Below are 6,291 nucleotides of genomic sequence, written 5' to 3' on the forward strand. Positions count from 1 at the left end.
GGTGGCCATCCATTTCCCCTTCCAAGGCCGATTCCAGGAAGTGCTTGAGTAAGGGAGCGAACAGGCCGTTTTGGCCTGTCAGGGGTTTGCCTTCGTAGAGGCCTTTGATGGCCGCCTGCTTGAAGGACTCGAAATCGAAGTCGTTAGTTGTATCCGTCATGATTGTGAAAATAAGGATTTTTCTTTTTCCCTTCTATTCACCCTCAGCCTTGACACAGTTCAGCGAGCAGTCTCCTCTATCTGAAATTGCGCATCAATTAAATTATAGTAGTGTAGCGCATTTGTCCAGCCAGTTTAAGAAGGTGACGGGTCTAACCCCACGATTCTTCAAGCAACTCAAGCATAAAAAACGCTATATGCTTGAGAGTCTATAAATTATATAACTCATATTAAAATTATATAACAGGCTCAACCCTATAAGTCCCAATTTTCCGGTGCGGAAATCAGGACTCTATTATGAATAGGAAAACAAACGTATCAATGAGTAAATCATATTCATCAGAGACGGATAAACCCGAACGTATATTGGCTGATTGGGCAGCTGCAATTGCTGACTTCCATACCTATCATCAACAAGTAGTAACCTGCATTAGTCAGATAGGAATTGAACACGATTTAGGAAGAGAAAACATAAAAAGCGTTTTCATTGGCCAGTGTCCGGTGAGCCTGTTAGTGAAACTAGTTGCTACCATGCAGGAAGAGTTAGAAAAACTACTTCAGGACATGGATCAACTAGTTAATCCGGGACCATCGGGTATGAGCCAGAATTATGAAAAGCTGGCAGCCCATACCCACGTTTTGCACCAGCTGAATCAAGAGGCACAAAAGGGGCTTCACCTGGTTAACTTATCTAACTCATAGCCAGAGGCAGTATCTGCGATAAGTGAATATAGTAGCCATAAGCCTGAATCAACTGCCGGTCGTAGGGGCTTAAAATGGATCGCTATTGCTCGCTTAAGGGTATCCTTATCCCTTCATACATATTTGGCTCGTTTGCCAGCCTCCTGATCCCAGTTAGTCCTAATGCAACATTGTATTGTGTATTCCAGCTTTACGGCCCTACTTCAAGAGGCGGACTTAGTCTCCCTGCTTGAGCAAAGCCGGTTCCATATTGCGACGGCGGGGATAACGGGTATTTTACTCTTTAGTCGAGGCAGTATCGTGCAGGTATTAGAAGTTGAAATGGACGTCGGCTTTGCTGAGAAGAAACGTCAACCGATACAGCCACTGGGCTCAGCAGGGCATCGTAGCGGCCTCTGCGGGAATCGGCGGCTCTAAGCCAGGTCGGGGCTTTTTATGGCTATTCCTCGGGTAGTATTGATAGGTTTTTTCAGGCATAAATTATCGCTGGTACTGTCGTGAAAAAAACCTACGGGGTTTAGGCCGGGCCCGCGTACGGGCAGTCAGCCCCAATCACTAACATAGCCGCTCCGCAGCGGCCGGTATCGCACCGCAGCGGCGGGCTGTCGGCGCACCGGCCGCCTTGGTGCGGCATTCCGGAGCGGGACCGTCGGAATGCCGCACCAAGGCGTACCGGTCGCAGACACCACATACTTTTATGTATAAATAAATGTCCTCATTTTGGCGGCCATCTAATCTGAAGTAAGAAAAATGGAACACTGTATAGTGTATGTTAGCTCATCGATCAGCCTAGTGAAACAGGCTGACTTTGCCTCCCTGCTTGAGCAAAGCCGATCCCATAATGCGATTGAGGGGATAACGGGTATTCTGTTCATTAACAGAGGCAGGATACTGCAGGTATTAGAAGGTAAAAAAGAACTTATTGAAGCCTTGTACCAACGCATCGAAAAGGATCAACGACACACCAACCTTATTAAAATAGCAGATTGTCCAATCCGGAAGCGTTCTTTTCGTCACTGGAGCATGGAATGTAAAGCCATCACCGCTTACCAGCTAGCACTCTTAAAAACGATCGTCGGTCTTGATGCTTCATCTTGGCTAGCGGATATCTCTTCCCGAGATGAAGCAGAAAGGCTATTGAGTCTATCCGAGTTTGAAATGCTTTTAGCTCAATATAAGCGTATGGTCTATGAGGAATTCTGGAGGTAGTTAATTCAGACCTTCACATTCTACACGCTACCTAAAGAAGAAGAGCTAGTGAATTCACTAGCTCTTGCTTAATTTGAATTTCTAACAAAACTCTAAAGTAAGTCTAACTAGACTTGTTTAGACGCTTAAATCTAGCTTTTTCCGCTTGGTTAAGTATTTCCTTCTCCATTTTTCAGTCAGCCATTAGTCCGCACCAGAGTGAATTTTTTTAGGCATGGAGCTACTGCAACTGTACGAGGGTTGTATATTTGTAAACCTTGATAATCAAGGGGGTTGAAAATAAAATGGAGACTAATGGGCCGTACTGTGTATGGCCCATTAGTTTTTTTTCGTACAGTTGGGGTGGCCCATGCCTAAGAAAATCCTGGGGTTTGGGGCAACGCCCCAATTACTTTAAAGGCGTAGCAGACACCACATAACGGGGTTCTCGTTGCAAACGGGCGGATTTATACGCTTAGAAACGAGTTTTATAGTTTTGATAATCTAATTATTGATAATCAGTAGCTTATCGAAAAGGGTGTCCAAAAAAGAATCACAAAAACGTCTATTTTGGCCAATCAAAGGGGGTAGCCCCGCCTATCAAAAAGGAAATCCTAAATGATAATCCCTTTCTAACTACTTGATAAACAGGGGACAACTAATCTATTAGTTCACTAACGTGTAAATCCGCTCCGTTGGAAGAAGAAGGCCTTATACAACAGTCTCAACTATGTAGTTTAACTCCCTCATCTTTACATACAAAACATAAATGACAATTTAAACGTATTACATTATTAGCTCTTGTTTATAGCCTACTAGCTAAGTTTTCAGTGAATGACATTCAGTTCTGTATATATGCAGTTGACGATGACGATGATGATCGTTTCTTTATCCGAAAGGCTCTAGAAGCGTATTCGGACTGTGAGGTCACCTTTTTTGAGGATGGCCAAGCACTAGTAACCAATCTATTGAACAGTCCAGAACAGAACCTACCTACTTTAATTTTACTCGATTTAGATATGCCCCGCCTGGATGGGTATCAGACACTCGAAACGATTCGAGCTAATTCGACTTTACGCTCCATCCCCATTCTGATTTTAAGTGGTAACCGGAATGAAGCGATCGTTCGTCGGGCTTACGAATTAGGAGCCAATTCGTTTATGAGTAAGCCAAATAGTATAGCCGAGCTAGATAAGTTGTTTAACCTCACTTATGATTACTGGTTAAAAACAGCTCATACCCCTAGAAATCCGTAGCCAGTCAGGAGGCAACTAGCTTTAGCAGATGGAAAGTAGGGGTCAATAGTTGACCACTTTAAGGGTTACTGGGTAGATCTTGAGGTTCTCGTTGCAAACGAATGGATTTATGCGGTGTCTGCGACGCGGTTAAAGTACTCGGGGCGTTGCCCCAAACCCCAAAGTTTTTTCAGGCATAAGGCACCCCTAACTGTACCGAAAAAATAAGCAGGTTAGATAACCTGCTTATTTGGTCCCATTGGATTTTCAACAGCCTTGATTATCAAGGCAAACAAAGATAATTACTCTGCCCTACAGTTAGGGGTGCTTTATGCCTGAAAAAACCTGTGATGGAACATCACAATTTGTTAACATAGTTTCGAGTGACTCCGTAGGGTAAGTAGAGTCTTATAGAAAAGGCCGCCGATGGTTTGGAGCTATCAATCCGGGGCCGCAGTACGGTTAGTACGTGCATCAGCTTACCCCTGGTCGGTTGGGCCTCCCCAGAGCCGACTTCCGTTTTAGCTAATATCTTCGGTCTTACGACCTTTTTTAAGCCGATTTACGGGCTTCTTAACAGCATGCCCTACCAATTGTGTATTGAACAAAGGTTTATTCGCCTGTTGCTCACTGTGAGCTAGGGTAGTTCTGCGGTTTAGTACATAATTCATCACTTGAACCCCTCGCTTTGTCTAACAGATTGATTTCCCCTTACTTACGGTTGAAAAAGTCAGTATCAGAAAGTAAAGACCAGAAAGATTCTTGGACCTACTTTTTGGTTCTAATTCTTGGCGTAATTTGCCCCTCAGAGGTCTTAATAAGCTAAGGTTCAGAAAGGTACGACTTATTGAACCTTAACACCATCCTATCAACATTGAGCCGTTAACTTGGCTGGAAAGTCCAAACGACGAATTATGTACTAAACCGCAGAACTACCCGATTTAACGCAGGTAGGCTATACCAAACTGGTGAGTAAAAAACCCTGCACGTTAGCTGAGTGGTTGACCTTACACGAGGGTATCATCAAAACCGATAGCCCATGGTCAGCCCAAAGCGGGGAGCAAAACCTTTCCGGCTCATCTGTTCCGGCAGGACTGCCTTGAGAGGGGGACTGCTGGTCGGTAGTTGATAGTGAAGTCCCAGAAACAAATCGACCACTACTCGCGGTGTGCTTGTCTGCACACCAGCCATAGCGCCGGGCATCCAGACGTAAAGCTGCTGTATAGCTCTGACTAACCTACCGCTCGGGTCTCGAATAATAGTACCCTGATTATCGAATAGGTAGTCGTCGAGCGTGAGCCCGGAAAAGCGGCCGTATACACCTGCGTAAAAGCCAGTGGGGGACAAAGGACGCCGAGGGAAATAGTGCCGGTATTCCAACGTAACCCGCTTATAGTGAAATAGTCTAGGCGAGGGGTTGTTGACGTTGTGATATTCATACGTTTCCGAACCGAAGCCCACCCCACCCACCAGCGATGCACGTTTGGTCAGTATCCGTTCATAAAACACAGATACGTCGCCTACAATAAGGCTCAGTGGATTAATTTTCAGACTATTATTCCGGGTGGCTGCTGAGTCTGCCGTTGACTGGGCGTAGACCGAACACAGGCTGATGGCACTAAGTAGAACAAACAGGGATATTTTCATTGCGAAATTCAGGTGTCGCTCATGGCCTGTCACCAACAAACTGACATCCGCTATTTTTGCTGCCGTTGCCTGTTCTGCCGTTGCCTGTTCTGCCGTTGCCTGTTCTGCCATTGCCAGCCTGACGGCCTCGTACCGGTTGACAATATTACCAGTTTTTGAGGGTGCAGCAAAATTAACCTTCTAGTCGGTAGCCGGTTCCATCCGCTGCGTGTGCTAAAGTAGGGCCGACTGGGTCAGGATGCGCGTTGAATTAGTAGGAGTAAGTTTGGGGAAATACGTGTTTCTAGCCGGTCGAAGGTAAATCCGTGAGGAAATGAGCGGGTTAGTAGGCAATATGAGCGTATTATAGCCGTGGAGGGCCAACTTATTTTTGGGTACAGTGCTTATGTTTAAATCGACTCCCCTGGGCATAGGCAAGGGATTAAATTGGACAGCGATTGAAGTAATAGGGAGTCATTAAAAAAGAAATTTGGGTAGTTTTGCCAAAAGGGTGCGACTCGTTTGCCTGAAATCATTTCGGTGAGGGATAGGCAGCAAGGTGGCAAAACTACCCGAAGTAGGTCAAAAACTCGTGCATGGTTAGTCCATCATTAACAGGTGTAAAAGCGTATGTTACTCGTTGCCTAACTCCTGTGTGGTCTCAAATCTCCCGAAGATATAAAGTGGTAATTCCCTGCCGGAGTTGAATAGGAAAAGTTTTTAACTCCCGATCAATCAATTTGTGATCATGGGGTACTGATTCATTGATATATTCGGGATCAATGAAAATGATGTTTAGCCGTTCATGTACCTCATGTCCTACCCGCTCGGTATGCTTGAGCAAATGTTCACTCGAGGTGGTGGTTTTCATCGTAGCCAGATCATCAAAATAACGATAGGTGCAATACCAGTAGTAATATTTGTGGTGATAATTAGAAAAGCAGGCCTGGTAAGCATCGGGCTCTTCCCGAATGGTGCGTAATAGTTCGTCCGTTTGTTGAAGTTCTTTAAGCTGGCCCACGCTAAGCTGCTGCATTAAGGACAAGTTCAATAATTCGTCCCGGTAATTCTTGATGTGCTGCACGACATCACCATGGGTGACGGCCCGTTCAATGGAATACTTATGCTTGAAAAAGAAAGACAGGGAAATGGCGGGTTTCTCATAATTAATGAGTTTCAGGTTTTTCAGGGGCTTACCCGGCCGGTTGTAGGCTTGGTACTGCTTCATATACTGCATGGGAATGAAGTAGTATTCCAGGTGGGAATCAGCTGGGGGCGGATTGCTGATCTGGTTGATACCCGGTGTCAGGGCGATGGCCTGTGTTTTAAGGACGGTGCGCAGGGCAGAAAGGGGTGCTTCGTCGTTTCGTTTGGCGGGTTT

7 protein-coding genes and 1 pseudogene are annotated in these 6,291 nt (G+C 45.4%); 5 read left to right on the top strand and 3 right to left on the bottom strand.

Annotation, left to right across the window (positions count from 1 at the left end; genetic code table 11):
* A pseudogene (locus B157_RS40430) lies at positions 1-160 on the bottom strand (IS256 family transposase); the annotation flags it as partial.
* On the opposite strand from B157_RS40430, the gene B157_RS39675 reads away from it, so the two are divergent.
* The 5 genes from B157_RS39675 to B157_RS34840 all read left to right on the top strand — a co-directional run bounded on the left by B157_RS39675 (position 159) and on the right by B157_RS34840 (position 3,305).
* On the top strand, positions 159-374 hold the full coding sequence (locus tag B157_RS39675; RefSeq protein ID WP_020603062.1) for an AraC family transcriptional regulator: 216 nt from the start codon (positions 159-161) through the stop codon (positions 372-374). The pseudogene B157_RS40430 and the gene B157_RS39675 sit on opposite strands and share 2 nt — an antisense overlap.
* 106 nt (positions 375-480) lie before the next feature.
* Positions 481-861 (top strand): hypothetical protein, encoded by a 381-nt coding sequence (locus tag B157_RS0109260; protein WP_020603063.1) that lies wholly within the window; start codon positions 481-483, stop codon positions 859-861.
* A 162-nt stretch (positions 862-1,023) separates the two neighbouring features.
* The gene (locus B157_RS0109265) at positions 1,024-1,278 is read left to right on the top strand and encodes a BLUF domain-containing protein (protein WP_020603064.1); all 255 of its coding nucleotides are present in this window, start codon (positions 1,024-1,026) and stop codon (positions 1,276-1,278) included.
* A gap of 333 nt (positions 1,279-1,611) precedes the next feature.
* Positions 1,612-2,070, top strand: coding sequence for a BLUF domain-containing protein (locus B157_RS36745; RefSeq protein ID WP_020603065.1), 459 nt, complete (start codon positions 1,612-1,614; stop codon positions 2,068-2,070).
* 809 nt (positions 2,071-2,879) lie between these two features.
* Positions 2,880-3,305, top strand: coding sequence for a response regulator (locus B157_RS34840; protein WP_020603066.1), 426 nt, complete (start codon positions 2,880-2,882; stop codon positions 3,303-3,305).
* Between the two features lie 1,002 nt (positions 3,306-4,307).
* Here B157_RS34840 and B157_RS0109285 read toward each other — a convergent pair.
* Positions 4,308-5,042, bottom strand: a complete 735-nt coding sequence (locus B157_RS0109285; RefSeq protein ID WP_020603067.1) for a hypothetical protein — start codon at positions 5,040-5,042, stop codon at positions 4,308-4,310.
* Positions 5,043-5,571: 529 nt separating this feature from the next.
* A partial coding sequence (locus tag B157_RS38940; RefSeq protein WP_026308603.1) for a hypothetical protein occupies positions 5,572-6,291 on the bottom strand: 720 nt, incomplete at its 5' end.

This window comes from Spirosoma spitsbergense DSM 19989, from assembly GCF_000374085.1.
GTDB classification, from domain to species: domain Bacteria; phylum Bacteroidota; class Bacteroidia; order Cytophagales; family Spirosomataceae; genus Spirosoma; species Spirosoma spitsbergense.